Source organism: Kribbella sp. NPDC003505, from assembly GCF_040610875.1.
Taxonomy (GTDB): Bacteria; Actinomycetota; Actinomycetes; order Propionibacteriales; family Kribbellaceae; genus Kribbella.
Window position 1 is genome coordinate 336,900 of the sequence record NZ_JBEXNA010000001.1, and the last position, 19,284, is coordinate 356,183.

The 19,284-nt window shown below is 70.4% G+C and carries 17 protein-coding genes and 1 pseudogene; 8 read left to right on the forward strand and 10 right to left on the reverse strand.

Annotation, left to right across the window (positions count from 1 at the left end):
* Positions 1 to 2: 2 nt before the first annotated feature.
* Positions 3 to 776: an SDR family oxidoreductase gene (locus ABZX12_RS01505; protein ID WP_355688805.1), complete on the reverse strand. Its 774-nt coding sequence runs from the start codon at positions 774 to 776 to the stop codon at positions 3 to 5.
* On the opposite strand from ABZX12_RS01505, the pseudogene ABZX12_RS01510 reads away from it, so the two are divergent.
* Positions 721 to 2,880, forward strand: a pseudogene (locus tag ABZX12_RS01510) (SulP family inorganic anion transporter); the annotation flags it as partial. The gene ABZX12_RS01505 and the pseudogene ABZX12_RS01510 overlap by 56 nt on opposite strands.
* A 14-nt stretch (positions 2,881 to 2,894) precedes the next feature.
* On the opposite strand, the gene ABZX12_RS01515 reads toward ABZX12_RS01510, so the two are convergent.
* Positions 2,895 to 3,722 carry a phosphatase PAP2 family protein gene (locus ABZX12_RS01515; RefSeq protein ID WP_355688807.1) on the reverse strand — a complete coding sequence of 276 codons (828 nt, stop codon included), beginning with the start codon at positions 3,720 to 3,722 and terminating at the stop codon, positions 2,895 to 2,897.
* A gap of 216 nt (positions 3,723 to 3,938) precedes the next feature.
* Between ABZX12_RS01515 and ABZX12_RS01520 the strand changes: the two genes are divergently transcribed.
* The gene (locus ABZX12_RS01520) at positions 3,939 to 5,144 is read left to right on the forward strand and encodes an MFS transporter (protein WP_355688808.1); all 1,206 of its coding nucleotides are present in this window, start codon (positions 3,939 to 3,941) and stop codon (positions 5,142 to 5,144) included.
* Here the strand turns inward: ABZX12_RS01520 and ABZX12_RS01525 are convergent.
* From ABZX12_RS01525 to ABZX12_RS01535, 3 genes are all read right to left on the reverse strand, one after another.
* Complete coding sequence (locus ABZX12_RS01525; RefSeq protein WP_355688810.1) at positions 5,097 to 5,501, reverse strand: DUF126 domain-containing protein; 405 nt, start codon at positions 5,499 to 5,501, stop codon at positions 5,097 to 5,099. The two genes, ABZX12_RS01520 and ABZX12_RS01525, sit on opposite strands and share 48 nt — an antisense overlap.
* Positions 5,498 to 6,712: an aconitase X catalytic domain-containing protein gene (locus tag ABZX12_RS01530; protein ID WP_355688812.1), complete on the reverse strand. Its 1,215-nt coding sequence runs from the start codon at positions 6,710 to 6,712 to the stop codon at positions 5,498 to 5,500. Before ABZX12_RS01530 ends, ABZX12_RS01525 begins: the two co-directional genes overlap by 4 nt.
* Before the next feature lie 118 nt (positions 6,713 to 6,830).
* Positions 6,831 to 8,882 (reverse strand): S41 family peptidase, encoded by a 2,052-nt coding sequence (locus tag ABZX12_RS01535; protein ID WP_355688813.1) that lies wholly within the window; start codon positions 8,880 to 8,882, stop codon positions 6,831 to 6,833.
* A 128-nt stretch (positions 8,883 to 9,010) separates the two neighbouring features.
* Between ABZX12_RS01535 and ABZX12_RS01540 the strand changes: the two genes are divergently transcribed.
* Positions 9,011 to 10,186 (forward strand): hypothetical protein, encoded by a 1,176-nt coding sequence (locus ABZX12_RS01540; RefSeq protein ID WP_355688815.1) that lies wholly within the window; start codon positions 9,011 to 9,013, stop codon positions 10,184 to 10,186.
* Between the two features lie 31 nt (positions 10,187 to 10,217).
* Positions 10,218 to 10,922 carry a M50 family metallopeptidase gene (locus ABZX12_RS01545; RefSeq protein ID WP_355688817.1) on the forward strand — a complete coding sequence of 235 codons (705 nt, stop codon included), beginning with the start codon at positions 10,218 to 10,220 and terminating at the stop codon, positions 10,920 to 10,922.
* On the opposite strand, the gene ABZX12_RS01550 is transcribed toward ABZX12_RS01545, so the two are convergent.
* Positions 10,919 to 11,674: a DUF5995 family protein gene (locus ABZX12_RS01550; protein ID WP_355688818.1), complete on the reverse strand. Its 756-nt coding sequence runs from the start codon at positions 11,672 to 11,674 to the stop codon at positions 10,919 to 10,921. The genes ABZX12_RS01545 and ABZX12_RS01550 overlap by 4 nt on opposite strands.
* 21 nt (positions 11,675 to 11,695) lie before the next feature.
* Here ABZX12_RS01550 and ABZX12_RS01555 point away from each other — a divergent pair, with 21 nt between their 5' ends.
* Positions 11,696 to 12,277: a hypothetical protein gene (locus tag ABZX12_RS01555; RefSeq protein WP_355688819.1), complete on the forward strand. Its 582-nt coding sequence runs from the start codon at positions 11,696 to 11,698 to the stop codon at positions 12,275 to 12,277.
* Here the strand turns inward: ABZX12_RS01555 and ABZX12_RS01560 are convergent.
* Positions 12,274 to 13,299 (reverse strand): aldo/keto reductase, encoded by a 1,026-nt coding sequence (locus ABZX12_RS01560; RefSeq protein ID WP_355688821.1) that lies wholly within the window; start codon positions 13,297 to 13,299, stop codon positions 12,274 to 12,276. The genes ABZX12_RS01555 and ABZX12_RS01560 overlap by 4 nt on opposite strands.
* 50 nt (positions 13,300 to 13,349) lie before the next feature.
* Here ABZX12_RS01560 and ABZX12_RS01565 point away from each other — a divergent pair, with 50 nt between their 5' ends.
* Positions 13,350 to 13,850 (forward strand): DUF664 domain-containing protein, encoded by a 501-nt coding sequence (locus ABZX12_RS01565; RefSeq protein WP_355688823.1) that lies wholly within the window; start codon positions 13,350 to 13,352, stop codon positions 13,848 to 13,850.
* On the opposite strand, the gene ABZX12_RS01570 is transcribed toward ABZX12_RS01565, so the two are convergent.
* From ABZX12_RS01570 to ABZX12_RS01580, 3 genes are read right to left on the reverse strand one after another with little or no spacing between them, the layout of a single operon-like run.
* Positions 13,843 to 14,967: a hypothetical protein gene (locus tag ABZX12_RS01570; protein WP_355688825.1), complete on the reverse strand. Its 1,125-nt coding sequence runs from the start codon at positions 14,965 to 14,967 to the stop codon at positions 13,843 to 13,845. The genes ABZX12_RS01565 and ABZX12_RS01570 overlap by 8 nt on opposite strands.
* Position 14,968: 1 nt before the next feature.
* On the reverse strand, positions 14,969 to 15,838 hold the full coding sequence (locus tag ABZX12_RS01575) for an exodeoxyribonuclease III (RefSeq protein WP_355688827.1): 870 nt from the start codon (positions 15,836 to 15,838) through the stop codon (positions 14,969 to 14,971).
* Positions 15,839 to 15,869: 31 nt separating this feature from the next.
* On the reverse strand, positions 15,870 to 16,646 hold the full coding sequence (locus ABZX12_RS01580) for a uracil-DNA glycosylase family protein (RefSeq protein ID WP_355688829.1): 777 nt from the start codon (positions 16,644 to 16,646) through the stop codon (positions 15,870 to 15,872).
* A gap of 71 nt (positions 16,647 to 16,717) precedes the next feature.
* Here ABZX12_RS01580 and ABZX12_RS01585 point away from each other — a divergent pair, with 71 nt between their 5' ends.
* Both ABZX12_RS01585 and ABZX12_RS01590 read left to right on the forward strand, forming a co-directional pair.
* The gene (locus ABZX12_RS01585; protein ID WP_355688830.1) at positions 16,718 to 18,223 is read left to right on the forward strand and encodes an amidohydrolase family protein; all 1,506 of its coding nucleotides are present in this window, start codon (positions 16,718 to 16,720) and stop codon (positions 18,221 to 18,223) included.
* A gap of 78 nt (positions 18,224 to 18,301) precedes the next feature.
* A complete protein-coding gene (locus ABZX12_RS01590) occupies positions 18,302 to 19,252 on the forward strand; it encodes a helix-turn-helix domain-containing protein (RefSeq protein ID WP_355688832.1) in 951 nt (316 codons plus the stop codon).
* Positions 19,253 to 19,284 lie beyond the last annotated feature (32 nt).

A 19,284-nucleotide genomic window follows, 5' to 3' on the forward strand; every position in this document is an offset into this window, starting at 1 on the left:
CGTCAGATGCCCGCGGTGGTGGCGCCGTCCATGGTGATGATCGAAGCGGTCACGTAGCCGGCCCGTGGCGAAGCGAGGAAGACGGCGACGTCGGCGACCTCGGCGGGTTCGCCGGCGCGACCCATCGGGATCTCGCTGGTCATCTCGGCCAGCAGCTCGTCCTTCGGACGGCCGGTGGCCCGGACCGCGGCCTCGAGGCCCTCGTCCACCCGGCCGGTGCGGGTCATCCCCGGGTTGATCACGTTCACCCGGACACCCCGGCCCGCGTACGCCTTCGCGTAGCCGACCGACGCCAGCATCAGTGCGGCGTTGGCCGCGCCGCCGCCGATGTGCAGCGGGTTCGCCGCGCGGCCGCCCTGGCCGACGACGTTCACGACCGCACCGCTGCCGCGCTCGGCCATCCCGCGGATCACGGCCTCGGTCGCGTGCATGTACGTGAAGTACTTCGCGTCCATCGCCGCGTGCAGCGCCGCGCTGTCCAGCTCGTCGACCGGCGTCCGCCGGGCCGCACCTGCGCAGTTGACCAGGATGTCCGGTACGCCGATCCGCTCGAAGGCGGCCCGCGTCGCTTCGGGGTCGGTGAGGTCGACCGCCTCCGCCCGGAAGCTCAGGCCCTTGGCGGCGAGGTCCTCCTGTGCCTTCGCCAGGTTGCCGGCGTCCCGCGAGATGCCGACCACCGTCGCCCCCTCACGCGCCAGCGCCTCGACACACGCCAGCCCGATGCCCTTGCTCGCACCGGTGACCACCGCAGTCTTGCCCGAGAGTTGCAGGTCCACTCACTTCTCCTCGTACATCGATGTGCTGAGCAACAAATTGGCAGCTGTCGCTTTTGTGGCCTTGATTCGTTCAGTACGATCGGTAACCAGATCGACACTCTTAGTTTCGACGCCTGATGCCCCAGCAGTTGCCGTGAGCACCGACGCCGGAGGACCCGTGCCGACCACGTCTCATTCCCCACCGACTTCCAGCGAACGCCTGTCCTGGAAGAACATTCTCCACCATGACCTGCCGGCCTCGCTGGTGGTCTTCCTGATCGCGATACCGCTGTCCCTGGGGATCGCCGCCGCGTCCGGCGCCCCACTCATCGCCGGCTTGGTGGCCGCCGTCGTCGGCGGTGTCGTCGCCGGCGCGCTCGGCGGCTCCCCGCTCCAGGTCAGCGGTCCCGCCGCCGGCCTCACCGTGGTCGTCGCCGGTCTGATCGGCCAGTTCGGCTGGGCCGCGACCGCCGCCATCACCTGCGCGGCCGGCCTGTTGCAGATCCTGCTGGGCGTCACCCGCATCGGGCGGCTGGCGCTGTCCCTGTCCCCCGCCGTCGTGCACGGCATGCTCGCCGGGATCGGCGTCACGATCGCCGTCCAGCAGCTGCACGTGGTGCTCGGCGGCAAGGCGCAGAGCTCGCTGGTCTCCAACGTGACCGCGCTTCCCGCGCAACTCATCGCGCACCACGGACACTCGGTCGTGGCCGGTGTCCTCACGGTCGCGATCGTGCTCGTCTGGCCGCGGATCCCCACCCTGAAGGTGATTCCGGCTCCGCTCGTCGCCGTCGTCGCGGTCACCGCACTCGCGGCCGTCGCGATGCCCGACGTCACCCGCGTCGACCTGCCGGACAACCCGTTGCAGAGTCTGGTGCTGCCGGTGATGCCTGCAGGTACGCCGCTCGAGATCGTCACCGCCGTCCTGACCGTCGCGCTGGTCGCCAGTGTGGAGTCGTTGCTGTCGGCCGTTGCCGTCGACAAGCTTCATCGCGGCCGGCGGAGCAACCTCGACCGCGAACTGATCGGCCAGGGCGCCGCGAACGCGGTCTCCGGCGCCCTCGGCGGGATGCCGGTGACCGGTGTGATCGTGCGCTCGTCGACCAACGTCGCGGCCGGCGCCCGGACCCGCGCGTCCACGATCATGCACGGCCTGTGGATCGCGGCGTTCGTGCTCGCGGCAGGGTCGATGCTCGAGCTGATCCCGATGGCCGCGCTGGCCGGCGTCCTGCTCGTCACCGGACTCCGCCTGGTGCAGCTGGCCCACATCCGCACCCTGCGCCGGCACGACGAGCTCCTCGTGTACGTCGTGACCGCTGTCGGCGTCGGTGTCCTGGGACTGGCCGAGGGCGTGCTGCTCGGTCTGGTGCTCGCGCTCGCGCGGGTGCTGTACCGGCTGGCGCGCGCGACCGTGACCGCCACCGAGGACGACGGCGTGTGGACGGTCCGGATCCGCGGCGCACTGGTGTTCCTCGGCGTCGCGTCGCTGGTGCGGACGTTGCGGTCGATCCCCACCGGGGCGACGGTCCGGGTCGATCTCACGGTCGACCACCTGGACCACGCGGCGTCCGAGGCGATCGAGGACTGGCGGCGCGGGCACGTCGCACGCGGCGGCTCGGTCGAGGTGCATCGCGGCGGCGTCGCCCAGCAACTCGACGACGTCCCGATCCGGGCGCTGCTGGCGAAGCTCGCGGCCGAGGGACAGCAGCCGGCGCACCTGTTCATCACCTGTGCCGACTCCCGGATCGTGCCGACGATGATCACGACCAGCGGGCCGGGCGACCAGTTCTGCGTGCGGAACATCGGGAATCTGGTGCCGCCGAAAGGATCGAACAGCAGCTCGGTGGGCGCCGCCATCGAGTACGCGGTCGACGTCCTCGGGGTGAAGTCGATCGTGGTCTGCGGTCACTCCTCCTGCGGCGCCGCGGCCGCCGCGCTCGCCGCCGACGTCCCCGAGGGGTCCGGGCTGCACAACTGGTTGCGGCACCTGGAGCCGTCCGTACGTCGGGCGCTCGCGCTGCCGGAGATCGCGGATCCGGCGAGCGGCGTGACGTTGTCGCCGGCGGACAAGCTGTCGGTCGCGAACGTCGCCGTTCAGCTGGAGAACCTGCGCAGCTTCGACTGTGTCCGCCGGGCCGAGGATCAAGGACGGCTCGAGCTGATCGGGCTCTGGTTCGACATCGGCGCGGCGACGGCGCGATCGGTGGTCGACCGCGCGCCCTTCCTCGTCCGCGCCGACGAGGAGCTGTCGAAGATCAGGAGCAGCGGGACGGCGAGCGCGATCGCGACCAACCCGTCCAGCCAGTAGTGGTTCGCGGTCACCACGACGACCGTGAAGGTGAGCACCGGATGCGCGATCCACAGCCAGCGCCACCGTGACCGGGTCGCCCGGATCAGGAACACCGCGACCAGGAACGCCCAGCCGACATGCAGGCTCGGCATCGCGGCGAACTGGTTCGCCACCCCGGAGTCCGTGCTCGGTCCGTACACCGACTGACCGAGCATGACACCCGTGTCCACCCAGCCCGGCATCATCCGCGGCGGGGCGAGCGGGAAGAACATGTGCCCGATCAACGCCAGCCCGGTCAGCGACGCGAGCGCCCAGCGCGCCTTCCCGTACGCGGCCGGGCGGCGGATCATCAGCCAGAGCAGCACTGCCGCGGTCAGGGGGAAGTGCACGCTCGCGTAGAACACGTTCGCGGCCCGGGCGAGGCCGTCGACCGCCAGCGCGTGGTGCTGGATCGACGCCTCGCTCGGGAGGCCGAGCCTGGACTCCCAGCGGATCAACTCGTGTGCATGCCGGAAGGCCGAGCCCGCATGCTCCGCCGACAGGAACCGGCCGAGGTTGTAAACCCCGAACAGGACGGCGAGCAGTCCGATCTCCCGCACGATCCGCCAGAGGCCCCCGCGCTGCCGGTCCAGATCCGGCAGCGCCGGTTGCCCGACCCGCTCCAGAGTCACCTGCGCCATGCCGACCCCCACATCAAACCGAACGCTCGTTCTCTGAACTTCCACCCTGCGCCCGAGTCCACCCACAGATCAAGAACGGTCATTCGTTTTCCACTGTGATCCCTGGCACCATTTCAAATTATCGCAAATTCCTGATAGTTGCGAACAATATGAACCAACTCACAACTCCGAGAAATCCGTTGGCGGGCGGCGGGCCGTGCGCGGAAGGATCGGCGCATGGTCGACGTCTTCGTCCGGTGGACCTGGATGCGGGCGGTGCTGCACAACGGCTGGTGGCTGGTCACCAGCGTGTATCTGGTGGTCGACGCCGGACTCTCCCCCGCCCAGCTGGTGCTGATCGGCTCCGTGCAGAGTGCGTTCGCGCTCGTCCTCGAAGTTCCGGCCGGCGTGTTCGCCGACACGATCAGCCGCAAGTGGTCCCTGGTGATCTCCCAGGTGCTGATGGGTACGGCGATGCTCGCGACGGGCTTGTCCGAGTCGTTCCCGGCGCTGCTCGCGACGCAGGTGCTGTGGGGCGTCTCGTGGACGTTCGCGAGTGGCTCGGACGTCGCACTCGTCACCGACGAGCTGGACCGGCCCGAGGAGATCAACCTCGTCCTGACCCGCGCGGCCCGCGCCCAGTTGGCCGGCGCCGCGACCGGGCTGGTCCTGCTCGGCACGCTCGCCTGGGCGACCCGGCGCGACCTGACGATCGTGATCGCCGGTGTCGCGATGATGTCGCTCGCCCCGTACGTCGCGGTCCGCTTCACCGAGCACAACTTCGTCCCGACCCGGAGCGCCCGGTGGTCGGCGTCCTGGGACACGTTCCGCCGTGGCGTCACGCTGGTCCGGCGCAGTCGGGCGCTCCTGCTGATCTTCGCGGCCACGTTCCTCGTGAACGGTGCCTCGGACGCCGCCGGCCGCCTCACCCAGAAGCAGCTTCTCGAGCTGGGCCTGCCGACCCGGCCGGACCCGATGGTCTGGTTCACCGGTCTCGGCGTCCTCGGTCTGGTCGTCGGCGCCGTCGTCCTCCGACTGGTCACCCGAAGGATCAGCGGCGAGCACGCCGCGACCGACTACACCCTCGCCGCGCTCGTCGGGGTGGTCGCGATGCTGCTGTTCGCGTTCGCGCGCGATCCGGTCTCCGGCGCGGCCGCCGTCGTCCTGCTGAACGGCATCGTCACGCCACTCACCCGCGTGATCAGCACCATCTGGGTCAACGCCCGCACGACCGCGGACGTCCGCGCGACGACGCACTCGTTCCTGGCCCAGCTCGAGTACCTGGGCGAGATCGTCTGCGGTGTCGCCGTCTCCGCGATCGCCTGGCTCACCACGCTCCCCCTCGGGCTCACCGCGTGCGCGGTCCTGTTCGCCGCCACCGCCGTACTGATGCGATCACCACGAGATCGCAGCCTCGCGCGAGGTGGCGGACACCCGCACTAGGACGTCGTCGGGAACGGCGTCGTACGGCGCGACGACGACGGGCAGGTCCAGGTGGTACAGCTCGGCGGCGACGAGGGCGCCGAGCGGGATGATCGGGTCCGGGCGTGACAGGACGATCGCGGCGGGCGCCGTCCGGGCGCGGATCTGCTCGGCCAGCACGCTCGACGCGGAACTGGAGCCGCGGCCGGACTCCATCAGCAGGATCCGGCCGGTGAGGACGGCGCCGCACTGCGGGTGATGGGCGTCGACGATGCGGCCCTGGTCGTCCGTGCCTCCCCAGAAGGACAGCGGTGCGGTGAGGCGGATCGGCAGGCCGGTCGCGCTGCCGGGGTGGAGGGTTCGGCCGTGGACGATCATGCGTCGAGCACCACGCGCCCGGCGCGCGCCGAGGCCACGCATTCGGCGAGCGAACCGAGGACCGCGGAGACGTTGAGGTTGCCGGGCGCGTAGTGCGCCCACTTGCCCGAGTTCGTCATCACGTTCGTCCAGCCGGGCGACAGGATCGCGGTGACGTACGTGCAGGTGTCCACGACCACCGTGACGCCCGCGGCCTCGAGCACCTGCAGTACGCCGTCCGCGGCCAGCCGGTCTCGGGTCGCGCGGGCGGTCGACAGGTACAAGGGCAATCTCAACGGCGGTCCGACGACGAGGCCGGCGAGGCGGACGCACTCGGCGTACGACGCGTGCGGCGTCCCCACGCTCACCGCGTCCAGCTCCGCGATGTCCGCCGACAACTCCCGCCGGACCCGCCGCAGTGTCTCCACCTCGACCACACGCACGGGCAGGCCGTCGACCGACGACGGCGCCTCGGGCGTGATCCCGACGGCGTGGAACAACGCGACACCCCCGGCCGACGCGGCCGCCGCACCGAGCGCCTTCAGGTCGTCCTCACGCACATTCGCCGGAATCCCTGCCAGCACGGGGATCCCGGCTCCGACCGTCGACCCGATGTGGTGCCCCAGCAGCGGATAGGTCAACTCGGTGAACTCACCCAGCGGGCGGCAGTCGAACACCACGGTCCCCCGTCGCGCCTCGGGGGTCTGCAACCCGGCGTACGGCGCGCGTCCGGTGATCGCCGCGCAGATGTCCAGGAAGTCGCCGTACCGGTCCGTGCGCGCTCCGAGCACCGAGTTCGCGAAGACGATCGCGTTCGACTCCGCCCACGCGACGTGCTCCCCGAGCCCGGGCCGGCCGGGGAGCTGGTACGGCGCGCAGGTGAACGTCGGCCTGCACCCGAGCTCGACGTAGGCCGCCATCAGCTCGTGCCCGGCCGACGCCAGCGCCTGGTCGCGGACCAGCTCGGGGTGGATGAGGTCCGTCGAGCCGACATTCAGCGTGGTCGGTACGCGCACGCGTGCGCCCAGGTCGACGAGGCGCTGCGCGAAGTCCAGGCTGACCTGGCCGTGGTACAGGCAGGAGTCGACGTGTGCCGACGTGATCGCGACCAGCCGCGGCGCGTCCGAGATCCGCGCCTGCCCGACGAGCACCCGCATCGCGAGCGCGACACCCTCCCCGTCCCGGCCGCCGAGCATCGCCTCTTCCTCGGCGGTCAGGCGGAGAGTCGGCATACGTCGAACTTAGCGGACGCCACCGCTCACCAACCCGCCCGAAGCGGGCTGCGCCCCGCTCGTCCAGGCGGGCGGGGCCCCGTCGGCGCGAGGTTGGTGAGTGCCCGGCGTCCGCCTCCTAGACGGTCCGTCGGCGGGATGCGACGAGCTTGCCGGCGTCGTAGCCGTCCGCGCGGAGCAGTTGGCCGGACGTCACCTCGAGGATGTCGATGCTCACCGGGCCGGTCAGGTCCTCGGAGCTGATCGGCCGGTCGTCGACGTACAGGTCGACCCGGTCGATGCCCTGGGCATCGATCGCGACGGTGAGCGTGGTCCCGCTGAACGAGGTCTCCAGGTCCAGCCGGCGCACCGGCTGCGCGGCGAGCAGCTCCCCGGCCCGGTTCAGCAGGTCGACGTTGCCCTCGAGCAGGTCGGCCCGGGTCATCCGGTGGGTCTCCTGCGGCTTGACGCCGAGGTCCTCGACCGGCGTTCCGGCGAGCTTGCCGACCCGCAGGGTGCGCCGGATCGCGACCCGCAGGTTCGCACCGTTCGGCAGCGCGACGTACGGCGACGTCTCGTCGGGCGGCGGCGGTTCGTTCAGCAGCGTGGCGAGCAGGCCGTGCGTCCAGACGTTCGCGCCGCCGGCGCCGGTGTTGTCGTCGACGCCGAGGATGGTGCCGATCTCGTGGTCGGCGAACCCGGCCGCGAAGATGTCGGTGGCCGAGTAGACCCGGGCGTCGGTGATCAGCACGACCGGCCCGAGGTAGGTCTGCCCGACGTCGTTCGCGCCGCTCTCGGGCGTGATCGGGTTCGCCGCCGAGAACTGCGCGCCGGTCTCGATCGCCAGGTCGAGCGACTCGAACCACGGACCGAGGTCGATCCCGGCCGGGTTGTCCTTGTGCCGGCGGCACAGCCGGAGGTTGAGCGGCGTACTGATGAACTGCACCGGCTCCGGCGCGATCCGCCGCGGCGTCATCGTCTGCAGGGTGAACTCGCTGGCGAAGATGTGCCCGCCGCCGTTGTCCCGGACGTCCACGATCAGGCCGTTCTGCGGCAGCGCCGCGGCCAGCCGGACGAACTCGTCGCGGAACGCCACCGGATCCTGCACGCTGAACGTGAAGATCCGCAGCTGCCCGAAGGTGCCGGACGGCGTGACCACCTCGCGGGCCCGGAACACACCGGGCATCGTGGTCGGCACGTCCGCGCCGGCGACCGCCGCCGGGGCGGCCAGTTCGGCCGAGCTCCGGCCGCGTTCCAGTTCGACGACCTCGCGGACGTACAGTGCCTTCTTCGCACGGGACTTCTCGTCGGAGTCGAGGTCGAGACCCATCGACGCCGACACCTGGCTGATCGCGTCCAGGTCGGTCATCGGCGGCAGGTTGGTGGCGACCTTCCACTCCTCGCGCAGCTCCTGGTCCGAACCGTCGAGGCCGATGTAGGTCAGCCGCACCCAGTCCTCGTCCGGCGGCGCCTGGATGACGAGCGGCCGAAGCGTCAGCGACTCCAGTCCCCGGGCGAGGTTGGCGGCGTCGTTGCTCCCGGCGAAGACGGCGCCGTTGAGCGCGACGGCGCGCGCGATCGGCGTACCGTTCCAGTGCGTGACCTCGGCGCCGGGGCCGAACTGCGGCGCCTGGTAACCGGTAACGGTGCGGGTGATCAGGTAATGCTCGGCACCCGCCGCGTCGTAGCACTTCTCGATCATGAACGGCAGGAACGCGACCTTCCCGGCGAACGGGACCGGCAGCAGGTAGTTGGTGTGCAGGTCGCGGACCGAGTGGAAGATGCTCGACATCTCGCGGTGGAACAGCCACTCGGCCTGCATCGTCGCCGGCGTCTGCCGCGCCATCCGGGCGCGCAGCACGCGCAGCCGCTGCAACGGGTTGACGGCGTGCATCGCCATCTTCAGCGGCAGATGGACGTAGTTCTCGCTCAGCAGCAGAAGCGCTTGATCCACCAGGAGCCTGCGCTGATCGAGCGTGAGGCTGCCCGCGGAGCCGAGGAAGGTGGCGAGCGGCACGGCGGCTGCCGCGGCCGGGGCCGGGTTCGCCGCAGCGCCCTTGCCGGCCGCGGTTTTCACCTCCGCCGCCGTGCTCTTCGCCGACGTGGTCTTGGTGGCGGCGCGGCGGCGTGCGGGCGTCCGTTTGGTGGCTGTCTTCTTCGGTGCGGCTTTGATCGTGCGTGGTTGAGACATGGTCCCCCCAAGTGCGGCGGCACCTCCCCAGGGCCGCGATCCTTCCACCGTGGTCCGCGCACCAGGCGATGTCAACGCCACGCCGTCCCGCCGGGCAGGTCACCGACTTGTCAATCATTATCAAAGACATGCGGATCAGCCGTTTGTTCTTCACGGCCGCCCTCCTGATCGGCGTGCTCGTCCCGGCGCCGGCGCACGCGGCGGCGACGTTCCCACGCATCGACGCGAGCGGATTCCAGCTCGTCTCCGGCGACACGTTCGCGACGTACGCCGCCCGCGTCGCGCAACTGGAGACCAAACCGCAGCTCGCACCGGTCGGCGTCACCGAGGTGCTCGCCGCGTCCAATCGCACCGGCCGGCCGTTGTGCCATTCGACGTACCTGAACGCGTCGCTCGACCCGCAGGGCTTCTGCTGGCAGGACGGCGAGGACGACGACGAGAACGTGTGGATCCCGCAGGGCGTGAGCGGATCGGGCGACGCGCAACCGGCCGGCGGCGCGCGCCGGGTCGTGGTCGCGACCTGGCACAACAGCGACGACACGGCGATCCGGGTGTCGTTCCTGGATCTGGCGACGCTGAAGTACCGGCATGTGCTGCTGGTCGAGCCGACGGCGGACGGGAACTTCCAGGCGATCGCCGGGCACGGGCACGGGCTGTTCTGGTCCGGGAACATGCTCGTCGTGGCGACCGGCGGATCGGTGCTGCGGGTCTTCGACCTGCGCCACATCTGGCGGACCGACACCAGCACCGGCGAGGTCGGGTTAGGGGCCGACGGCAAGTACCACGCGCGGTGGCACGCGTTCGCCCTGCCGCAGGTCGGCGCCTATTGGTACGCCGGCGGCGGCTGCGCGAACTCGACCGGGACGAAGCCGTGCTTCGCGTCGCTCGGGATCGATCACGCCGGGAGCGGCTCGTTCGTGGCGGTGGAGCACACCGAGCGCGGCGGCGGACGGATCGTGCGCTGGCCGCTCGACGAGGCGGCCGGGCTCCCGCGGGCCGGATCGGACGGCGTCGTCCACGCGGTGGAGGCGTTCAACTCGCCGGTGTGGGGCATGCAGGGCGCGACGTCGTACGACAACAGCTTCGTGATCACCGGCGTCTGCCCGGAGTACGCGGACAACATCGGGGACGGGGTCGACTACCCGAGCTGTCTGCACCGCGGCGTCGGCGGGGACTCGACAACGGTCTGGACCAAAGCGCCGAAGAACACCGAGAACCTGTCGTACTGGCCGGCCACCGGCGAGCTGTGGCTGATCAGCGAGCAACTCCGCGAACGCGTGACGGTGCACGTCCCCTTTCCCTAGCAGTCGACCACCTGCCTGTAAGGATGGGCGGGTGAAGGAGTTCTGGGACAACATCACGTCGGTTCAGCCGGAGCCGTCTTTGCGGCTGGTGATCGGTACGGGCGTCGTCGCGCTGCTGCTGATCGCGTGGCGCCCGATCTGGAAGTACACCCGGCAGGTCGTCACGATCGCGCACGAGGGTGCGCACGGTCTGATCGCCGCGCTGGTCGGCCGCAAGCTCTCCGGGATCCGCCTGCACTCGGACACGTCCGGTGTCACGGTGTCGCGCGGCAAACCGACCGGCGGCGGCATGATCGCGGTCCTGCTGGCCGGCTACCCGGGTCCCGCGCTGTTCGGACTCGCCGCGGCGTTCGTCCTCAGCCGCGGGTACGCCGTCGCGCTGCTGTGGGGGCTGCTGGCGGCGCTGGTGATCCTGCTGCTCCAGATCCGCAACCTGTTCGGGCTGTGGTCGGTGCTGGTGTTCGGTGCCATGGTGTTCAGCGTGTCGTGGTGGGGCTCGCCCTCCGTGCAGTCCGCGTTCGCACACCTGCTCACGTGGTTCCTGCTGCTGGCCGCGCCGCGCGCCGTACTGGAACTGCAGCACTCACGGCGACGCGGCCAGGGGCGCAGCTCCGACGCGGACCAACTGCGGCGGCTGACCGGCGTACCGGCCTTGATGTGGGTCGGGGTGTTCGGGCTGGTCACACTCGCGTGTCTGGCGCTCGGCGTGATGTGGTCCGGCGTTCTGCCGAGCTAGGGCGGCGGGAGCGTGACGCCGAAACCCGTCACTGCCAACCGGAGGAGCACCTGTCCCGGCCTGAGCAGATCGGCGACCTTCGCCGCGCTCAGTACCTCCAGCTCACCCAGCCGTTTCTCGTAGCACCCGTCGACCCGCGCCTGCTGCAGCTCTACGGTGTTGTGCCACACCTTCTGCCGGGACTCGCGCAGGAAACGCTGTGACGCGAGCCGGTTGAGCGGTGTGAGGACGTGGTCCAACAGACTCCGCGGTCCGGTTGCTGCGAGCTCACCGTCCTCAGCCGCGACACGTTCCGCGAGTACGGCGTCGATCCGCTCGTGATCCCGCCGGCGTCGCGCCATCAGCCGCGGATCCAGGAAGTCATCGTCGCTGATCACCGCCAGCAGCGCCTGCGGCAGGTCGTAGTTCACGTGGGCGTTGATGCCGAGCAGCACATGCCCCAGCGCCGGCAGGTCGGGCGATGCGTCGAACGCCAGACGCCAGGGTCGCGGCACGCCGACGGCCCCGCCGGCCGTCCGGGACGCCAGGTCGGCGTCGTGCGCCTGCAGGTAGAGCTCGGCGAACCGCACGTCCCAGATCTCGACCCACTCGGGATCCTCGAACCGCGCCTGGTCGATCGCCCGGCCCACCGCCTGGGTCGTCCGCAGGTACGTTCCGAGGAAGTGCCGCCGAGCGGCCAGGTCCGCCGGCAACGCGTCGAGCCGCTGCCGCATCCGCGCCACGACGTCGGCGATCGGACTAGCATCGGTCATCGGATGTCCTCAGGGGGGAACATGCGCACCAGTCCACTGTCCTTTGATCCGGTGGTGGTCGGCAACCGCGAGACGGACGCCTGGGCCGCGTACTACCGGCACGAGTGGGGCCGGTTCCTGGTGGCCGCGGTCGGCATGGTCGCCGCCGGGTTCGGCATGCCACCGCACCGGACACTCGCCGCAGCCTGGTATGTACTGCGCGCCAACCAGGTGTGGTCGCCGTACCCGGACAACCAGCCGGACGCGGCCCGCGCGTACATGCGCCGTTTCTACGAACTCGTTGCCGTGTCCGGCACGCTGTCGCTGGAGCCGGTCGAGGCCGCGCGCCTGGAGGTCGAGTGGTGGCGCGTGCATCGCGCACACCAGCACGACGAGAACGTCACCCGGGAGCAGATCGTGGACGCCCTCGCCGAGCTGTACGCCTACGTGTTCTGCATCGAGCGCGACACCGTGCGGCACGCAGCGCGGAAGCGGGTCGAGGCGATGGGCCTGTCGGACCAATGGGTCCGGGCCGGGCGTCGTCGCGACGACCCGCTGCTCGCGAGCGAGCGGCGTGCGCTGGTTGCCTCGTACTCCGCGCTCCGAGCCGCCGTCGAGCGCTAGCCGCGTCCGCCGCTGATCGGGCGGTCGCGTTGTGCGACTCCCGGCCCGCCGTACGGGTAGTCCGCCGCGCCCGGGTCGCTGGCCTCGTCGAGGGTCGCGGTCTCCTCCGCGGTCAGGTGCAGGTCCGCGGCGGCGAGGTTGTCGTCGAGCTGGTCGAGCGTGCGGGCGCCGAGGATCACCGACGTGACCGCGGGCCGGTCGACCAGCCAGGCGAGGGCGACCTGCGCCATCGAGATCCCGCGCTTGCCGGCGATCTCACGGACCGCGTCGACCACGTCACGGACCCGCTGGTTGCGGCTGCGCCGGTACCAGGACTCGACGCCGCGGTCCGGGTTCTCGCCGAGCCGGGTCGCACCGGCCGGCTCCTCGTCGAACGAGTACTTCCCGGTCAGCCAGCCACCGCCGAGCGGCGACCACGGCAGCAGACCCAGCCCGTTCTCCTGCGCGGCCGGCACGATCTCCCACTCGATCTCGCGGACCAGCAAGTTGTACTGCGGCTGCAACGTGACGAGCCGCGACCAGCCGCGGTGCGCGATCAGGTCGCACGCTTTCTGCAGCTGCCAGCCGGTGAAGTTCGACAGGCCGCCGTACGAGATCTTGCCCGCGCGGACGGCGTCCTCGAGGAAGCTGAGCGTCTCGTCGAGCGGGGTGATCGGGTCCCACGCGTGCAACTGGTACAGGTCGACGTGGTCGACACCGAGTCTGCGCAGGGACGCCTCCAGCGCCTGGCGGAGGTGCCGGCGGGACGTGCCGACGTCGTTCGGCCCGCCACCGGTCGGGAACCGGCCCTTGGTCGCGAGCACGACGTCGCCGCTCTTCTTCGCCAGCCAGCGGCCGATGATCTCCTCGGAGACCCCCGCGTTGTACACGTCGGCGGTGTCGACGAAGTTGCCGCCCGCCTCGACGTACCGGTCCAACTGCGCGTGCGACCCCTCCTCGTCGGTCTCGTTGCCGAACGTCATGGTGCCGAGCGCATACGTCGAGACGACGGCGCCACTGGTGCCGAGAGTGCGATATTCCACGGGTGCTCCTCTCATCGGAACTGTCTGAAGCGAAGACTACGGTGGCGGGTATGAAGACAAGTGAACTACTCCTCGACGCGCACAGCCGGGTGCAGGAGGTGCTGCACGATGTCGTGAGCGGGCTCGACGACAAGACGCTCGCGACACGGCCGGGCGACTCGGCGAACTCGATCGCCTGGCTGGTCTGGCATCTCGCCCGGGTGCAGGACGACCACCTGGCGGACGCGGGTGGGTATGAGCAGGTCTACACCGCCGACGGGTGGTTCGAGCGGCTCGGGCTCCCGTTCGACGCGGCCGACACCGGGTATGGGCACAGCTCCGAGCAGGTCGGGCTGGTGAAGCTCTCGGCAGACCAACTGCTCGGGTACTACGACGCTGTTCATGCGCGGACCGCCGAGTTTCTGCGCACCGTGACCGACGAAGGGCTCGACCGGATCGTCGACCGCCGGTGGAACCCGCCGGTCACGCTCGGCGTGCGACTGGTCAGCGTCATCGACGACTGCGCGCAGCACTCCGGTCAGGCGGCCTATGTGAAGGGTCTGGTCAGCTGAGTGTGGTCTGCCAGAGCGAGGTGCCGGCGATCAGGTAGAGCTCGTGGTCCGGCATCAGCACGGCGTCGGTCACCCTGCCCTGCGGTCCTTGCGCCTCCTGCACGGTCCACTTCTCGCCCTGACCGGTGAGCACCTCGACCTTGTTGTCCTGAGCAACGATCTGGACGATCTTGTCGCCGTCGACGATCGGCGGCGGCAATTTGTCCTTGTCCCCCACCGGCACCGACGGCACGCCCTGCAGCCGGGTCGCCGTCCCGGACGCGTCGAGCTGCCAGATCGCGAGCTTGCCGTCGACATACCCCGAGATGACACAGTCCTTGGCGCAGGTCGCGGTGTTGGCCTGGCTGCGGTTGCCCGGCTCCGGCAGCGCGATCCGCTTCCAGCCTTGGTTGAACTTGGTGGACCGCCACACGGCGGCCTCCTGCGCGACGGTGTTGGGCGCGAGCCGGACCTGCGAGCCGACGAGCACGATGCTGTCGTCGAGCGTCGTACCGAAGCCTGGCCCGACCAGGAGCGACGAGGTGCTCTGCAGCGCCGTCTTCGTCGGGTCTTGCCGCGTCCACTTGCCGTCCGGTTGCGGCAGCCAGACCATGGCGTCGTTGCCGGTCTCGACGCCGCCCCAGGTGCCGAGCAGGGCGCCGCCGCTCGGGGTGAGGACGGCGCTGAACAGGTCGCCGGCGGTCTGGCCGCCGAACGTCCAGAAGTTCTGCGGATGCTCGACCAGCCCGGCCTGCGGTGTGCCGGTCCAGACTGTCCAGCGGGTGTTGGAGTGCGCACCGCCGGACGCTCCGCCGAGCGCGAGGAGCTGCTTCCCGTCGTACGCGATCGAGTACCAGATCGCCTCGAACGCATACGGGCTGGCCGGGTTCGGCTTCACCCCGATCGGCGTCCATCGGCCGCTTCGGAGGATCTGGGCCTCGGGCACGACTTTTGCCCCGCGATGCCGAAGACCCACCAGCAGTTCGCTGCCATGCTGCGCCAGCACGACCGGCTCGGCCGCACCAAGCTCCACCTTCGACCACGCCACCGGCGCGGGCGTGGCGGACTTCTCGTCCTTGCAGGCAGCCGCGGCCACCAGCACACCGGCCAGAACGGCCGCAACAGCGAGGCGCCGCATGTCAGCGGCTCTGCGGGAGCTTGGTGGTCTGCTTCCGGCCGGTCCGCGGTGCGGACGGCGGTGGCACGACCGGGCCGAGGTCGCCGTCCGGCGCGGTGTCCAGGTCGACGATCACCGGTGCGTGGTCGCTCGGCCCGGTGCCCTTGCGCGCCTTGCGGTCGATCCAGGCGGCCTTGACCCGCTCCGCGACCGGCACGGTTGCCAGCATCAGGTCGATCCGCATGCCGAGGTCCTGGTGGAACATGCCGGCGCGGTAGTCCCAATAGCTGAAGATGCGGTTGTCCGGCCACCGGTCGCGGACCACGTCGTGCAAGTCCTTCGCGGCCATCAGCTCCGCGAGCGCCTGCCGCTCGGGCGGCGTCACGTGCGTCTCACCGACGTACGCCGCCGGGTCGAACACGTCGGCGTCGGTCGGGGCGATGTTCATGTCGCCGCAGACGATCTGGTCGGCGGGACCGCCGGCGACGACCTCGGCCAGCGCCGCGAGCCACGCGAGTTTGTAGTGGTAGTGGTCGGAGTCCACCACGCGGCCGTTCGGAACGTAGAGCGAGTGGATGCGCACACCGCCACAGGTTGCGGCGATCGCGCGGGCCTCGGGGTTCGGGAAGCCGGGCGCGCCGGCCACACCGGTCACCACGTCCTCCAGGCCGACCCGGGACAGCAGCGCGACGCCGTTCCACTGCGGTTCGCCGGACAGGCCGAACTCGTAGTCGCGACCGGTCAGCTCGTCACCGAGCAGCTTCGTGAACGCGTCGTCCGCGAGCTTGGTCTCCTGCAGGCACACGACATCGGGCTGCCGCTCGTCGAGCCAGTCCAGCAGCCGCGGCATCCGCTGCTTGACCGAGTTCACATTCCACGTGGCGACTCGCATCCGACCAAGGTAGCGCCCGCCGGGGACAACGTCAGCCGAGCTTGGGCGCCCTCCAGACGAGAGTGTTCAGCAGGTCGGTCCCCGGACGTTCGACGCTGTTGTTGTGGCGCGGTTTGTCCTTGCGTCCCCACGCGTCGTCGCCCAGCCACGGCGGTACGCCGAACGGCAGGTCCCCCGGCGGGATCGGCGAGTAGTCCGACTCGGTGAACTTCGGCCCGTAGTTCGGGACGCCGTTGTCGCCGTCCGGGTCCGGGGTCACGATCACCCGCAGGTCCGTGACGGCCGCACGCCAACTGTCGACGAGAGCCTTGGCGTTGCGGCTCGACGGATGCGGCACCTCGAACACAGGGACGTCCGGCTTGTCGTCCCAGAGCTGTACAGCCGCGCGTGCCTGGGTGCCGAACGCGACGATCGCCTGCAGTTGCGGGCCGATGATGAGGTCCAACAAGGTGTTGCGCCAGCTGAGCTGATCGGGCCTGGACAGCAGTGGCGCCGCCTGCTGGGCTCGGGACGGCCGCAGCGCGTACGCGTACGCGTTGACCAGCGCGTAGCTGCGGGTCAGGCCGAGCTTGTGCAGGAAGCCCTGCACGCGTTGCCCGGCGTCGCCGACCAGCGTACGGCCGGCGATCCGTTCGGTCGGCCCGGGATCGGACGCGATCGCGAGCAGCCGGGCCGTGCGGTTCAGCCGGCCGCGATAGAAGACGGGCCCCCAGTCGTACCAGAACAATTCCCGGAAATCGGCGTAGCTCGGCAGTTTCGCCAGGTGCCGCGCCACGGTGGCCGGCGGGCCCGGATCGAATTCCCCCATCGAACAACCTCCCCCTCGGCGATACGCTCATGTTCAGGGGCGGCACGGGGAATTCTACGGGAGGGTGGGCGATGTTCGTACTGCGTGGAACCGTGGTGACGATGCGACCTGACGGGGCGGTTCTTTCCGGCGGCGCGGTGTACGTCGGGGACGACGGACTGATCGCGGCGGTGACGCCGTCGGACCCGGAGCCCGCCGGTTTCGGGAATGCGCCGCGGATCACCGCGGGCGGATTGATCTGCCCCGGTTTGATCGATCTGCACAATCATTTGATGTACAACAGTCTGCCGTTGTGGACGGAGCCCTCGCGCACCGTTCCGTGGACCTCGCACAACCAGTGGGGCCGTGCGCCGACGTACAGCGCTCAGATCAGTCAGCCGGCCAGGTTGCTCGGCGCCACCGCGGGCCGGGCGCTGCTGCGGTACGTCGAGACGCGGGCGATCGTCGGCGGAACGACGTCGATCCAGGGCAACCCGCGCGGCGCCGTACCGCCGGACAACGACCTGATCCGCAACGTCGACTCCGAGAAACTCGGGACCCACGACGACTTCATCCGGGTCAGCACGCTGGTTGCCGACAGCGCCGAAGCCCTGGCGCCGTACGCCGCCGCGGTGGCGGCCGGCCGCGGATTCATCGCGCATTCGGCCGAGGGATCGGATCCGAAACTGCGCTCGGAGTTCCGGCTGCTGGCCGATGCCGGCGTGGTGAAACCGCAACTGGTCGCGATTCACGGGGCTGCGCTGAATGCCGACGACTTCGCCGCGCTGAAGGCCGGGAATTCGAGTCTGGTGTGGTCGCCGTTCTCGAACCTGTGGTTGTACGGGGCAACGGCCGACGTGAAAACGGCGCACTCCGCCGGGGTGCGATTGTGCCTGGGGTCGGACTGGGGCCCGTCCGGGACGCGGAATGTCCTGTGGGAGTTGAAGGTCGCCGACCTGTGGAACAAGAAACACTCGGTCTTCACCGACGAGGAACTGGTCCGGATGGTCACGTCGAATCCCGGCGACGCGTTGTCCGGCGTGTGGCCGCGCCCGCTCGGCCGGGTCGAACGCGGCGCGCTCGCCGACCTGGTCGTCGTACGGCGCGCCGCCGGCGGCACGTACCGCAGCCTCATCGAGGCGACCGAGCCGGACATCAGGCTGGTCGTCGTGGGCGGCCGCGCCCGCTACGGCCTCCGGTCACTGATGGCTCCGCTCGCTCCGGCGGCGACGCCGATCCGGGTCGGACGGCTTTCCCGCATGATCGACTACGGCGACCCGGCGGTGACGTGGACGAGCGTCGTCGCCGACCTGGAGAAGATCCGCAGCGACCCTGCCGCAGCTTCCGCGCGCGCCGCCGTCACGTTCGCCGCGCTCGCCGCTGACGGGGCTGACGGGGCCGGCTTCGCCGACTCGTTCGTGCTGTTGCCGGACATGCCGGCTCCCGAGGTCGGCGACGAGTTCAACCGCGCCGGCCCCCCGGAGGCGGTCAGCATTCCGCCGCTGGAGCCGCTGACCACCGGTCCGGACTGGTTCGACGCGGTCGACGCCAACCCGTTCCACGGCGGCCTGCTCAGCGGTCTGCGCGCCTATACATGAGACAAGAGGTCGGATCACTCGCCGGTTCGGGGTAGCGTCCCGCCAGGAATTCCGTGCGCGCGGGAGGGTGGGGCGAGGATGCTGCAGGGGCTGGGTATCAGTCAGCACGAGGAAGCCGTCTACGTGGAGCTGCTGCGTCGGCGCCGGGCCACGGCCGCCGACCTCGGCTCCGCCGCGCAGCTGCCGTGCGAGCACGTGGCCGCCGCGCTGACCCGGCTGGCCGAGCTCGGGCTCGTCACCGGCGACGAGTCCGGCCTGTACAACGCCGTACCGCCGGACGTCGGGCTCGGAACGCTCGTCGTCCAGCATCAGAGCACGCTGCAGCTGGTGCAACGACGGCTTTCCGAACTCGTCGACGTGTACCGCACCGGCGCGGCGTCGACGATGAGCGAGGTCGAGGCACTCACCACGCCGGAGGAGCTGGCGACGTGGGTCGACAACATCGAGCGCGGCGCGAAACACGAACTGCTCGCGTTCTTCCGCCCGCCGTACGTGCTGGACGGCGACCTCGAGGTCACGACGGACGTCCCGTCGTACCGGTACGTGTACGAGCGGGCCGCGCTCGACGACCCGCGCACGCCGGCGGAGATCGGACGATTCCTGGACGGCGGGTACCAGATCCGGATCGTCAACGAGCTGCCGAGCAAGATGATCATCATGGACCGGACGATCGTGCTGCTGCCGATGCTGCCGGACCAGGCAGGGATCGAGCCGGGGTTCCTGCTGGTGCGCGGGCAGTCCCTGGTCCGGCTGCTGGTGGACCTGTTCGAGCGAGTCTGGCAGCTGGCGACCCCGCTGCGGCTGAGCGCCGCCAACCTCGTCGAAGGCGGCCCGGCGTGGGACGACTTCGACATCAAGCTGCTCACTTACCTGCTGTCCGGGATGCCGGACAAGTCGGCGGCCGGCAAGCTCGGCACCAGCGAGCGGACGGTGCAGCGCCGGATCAAGCGGCTGATGGAGCTGTCCGGCACCGACAGCCGCATGCAACTGGCCTGGTACGCCGCCCGCTCCGGACTGATCGCCCCGTGACCGCAGGGGTGCCCCCACTCGTTGTGCGAGCA

Excerpts from the sequence above, each read along its gene's own strand:
- ABZX12_RS01515 (WP_355688807.1), bottom strand. The coding sequence starts at position 3,722 with ATGGCGCAGGTGACTCTGGAGCGGGTCGGGCAACCGGCGCTGCCGGAT.
- ABZX12_RS01520 (WP_355688808.1), top strand. The coding sequence starts at position 3,939 with ATGGTCGACGTCTTCGTCCGGTGGACCTGGATGCGGGCGGTGCTGCAC.
- ABZX12_RS01525 (WP_355688810.1), bottom strand. The coding sequence starts at position 5,501 with ATGATCGTCCACGGCCGAACCCTCCACCCCGGCAGCGCGACCGGCCTG.
- ABZX12_RS01530 (WP_355688812.1), bottom strand. The coding sequence starts at position 6,712 with ATGCCGACTCTCCGCCTGACCGCCGAGGAAGAGGCGATGCTCGGCGGC.
- ABZX12_RS01535 (WP_355688813.1), bottom strand. The coding sequence starts at position 8,882 with ATGTCTCAACCACGCACGATCAAAGCCGCACCGAAGAAGACAGCCACC.
- ABZX12_RS01540 (WP_355688815.1), top strand. The coding sequence starts at position 9,011 with ATGCGGATCAGCCGTTTGTTCTTCACGGCCGCCCTCCTGATCGGCGTG.
- ABZX12_RS01550 (WP_355688818.1), bottom strand. The coding sequence starts at position 11,674 with ATGACCGATGCTAGTCCGATCGCCGACGTCGTGGCGCGGATGCGGCAG.
- ABZX12_RS01555 (WP_355688819.1), top strand. The coding sequence starts at position 11,696 with ATGCGCACCAGTCCACTGTCCTTTGATCCGGTGGTGGTCGGCAACCGC.
- ABZX12_RS01565 (WP_355688823.1), top strand. The coding sequence starts at position 13,350 with ATGAAGACAAGTGAACTACTCCTCGACGCGCACAGCCGGGTGCAGGAG.
- ABZX12_RS01570 (WP_355688825.1), bottom strand. The coding sequence starts at position 14,967 with ATGCGGCGCCTCGCTGTTGCGGCCGTTCTGGCCGGTGTGCTGGTGGCC.
- ABZX12_RS01575 (WP_355688827.1), bottom strand. The coding sequence starts at position 15,838 with ATGCGAGTCGCCACGTGGAATGTGAACTCGGTCAAGCAGCGGATGCCG.
- ABZX12_RS01580 (WP_355688829.1), bottom strand. The coding sequence starts at position 16,646 with ATGGGGGAATTCGATCCGGGCCCGCCGGCCACCGTGGCGCGGCACCTG.
- ABZX12_RS01585 (WP_355688830.1), top strand. The coding sequence starts at position 16,718 with ATGTTCGTACTGCGTGGAACCGTGGTGACGATGCGACCTGACGGGGCG.
- ABZX12_RS01590 (WP_355688832.1), top strand. The coding sequence starts at position 18,302 with ATGCTGCAGGGGCTGGGTATCAGTCAGCACGAGGAAGCCGTCTACGTG.